General features: G+C 71.1%; 1 protein-coding gene. It reads left to right on the top strand.

The genetic code is table 11. The features are described 5' to 3' along the window. Positions 1–261 precede the first annotated feature (261 nt). Entirely contained in the window at positions 262–702 is a 441-nt protein-coding gene (locus HMPREF0731_RS22310; RefSeq protein WP_040614501.1) for a hypothetical protein, read from the top strand. The last annotated feature ends 39 nt before the right edge of the window (positions 703–741 follow it).

Below are 741 nucleotides of genomic sequence, written 5' to 3'. Positions count from 1 at the left end.
CCAGGCCGGCCTGGCGCGGGGCGGCGGGCGCCCCGATCGGCGGCAGCTCAGCCATGCGCCGGGGCGCCCGGAAAGCCTGTCATCACATCCCTCCCTTTTTCGTGAGGAAATCACGGCGGAACCCGGCGATGTTAGCGAGCGATCAGCAAATTTTCGCATAACGTGACGCATCGCCGGCCTCCAGAAGGGACGGCTCCTTGATCTCCAGAAGGAGCGACCCGGATCGCGTCATGCGACGCGGACACAGAGGATGAGACGACTGTGGACGAGGATGAGGACCGGCTGCACGCCCCCCACAAGCGCCGCCAGCAGATCCGCCGGCGCGCCCTGGCCGTCGAGCTGCGCGGCGAGTTCGACCGCCGGCTGCTGGCGGGCGAGGAGGTGAACTGCCTGGCCCGCGCCTTCGGCATCGAACCCTGGTACGCGCAGCGCCGCGCCAAGCGCGTGCTGAGCCGGGCCAGCAAGGGGCGGGAGAGTTCGCCCTTCCTGTCCAGCTTCGCCGAGGTGGAGGACGACATGACCCCCATCCAGTATGCCTGCTGCATGCTGGGCGGGCGGGTGCGGCCGCTGCGCAACGGCTATTTCGTGCTGGATGGCCACCAGGCCGGGCCGAAGGAGGTGACGCGCGCCGCCAACCGGTTGCTGCGCGAGCGCGGCCTGGCGGAAATCCCCTATCCCGGGCTGACGCCGCTGTATCGCTGAGCGGCGCGCCGCCGGCGGCGGCGGGGCGCGGCGAGCCCC

Origin of the sequence: Pseudoroseomonas cervicalis ATCC 49957 (genome assembly GCF_000164635.1) — a bacterium.
Taxonomy (GTDB): domain Bacteria; phylum Pseudomonadota; class Alphaproteobacteria; order Acetobacterales; family Acetobacteraceae; genus Pseudoroseomonas; species Pseudoroseomonas cervicalis.
Note: the sequence above shows the minus strand (reverse complement) of the source record. Positions and strands in the feature narration are given on the sequence as shown.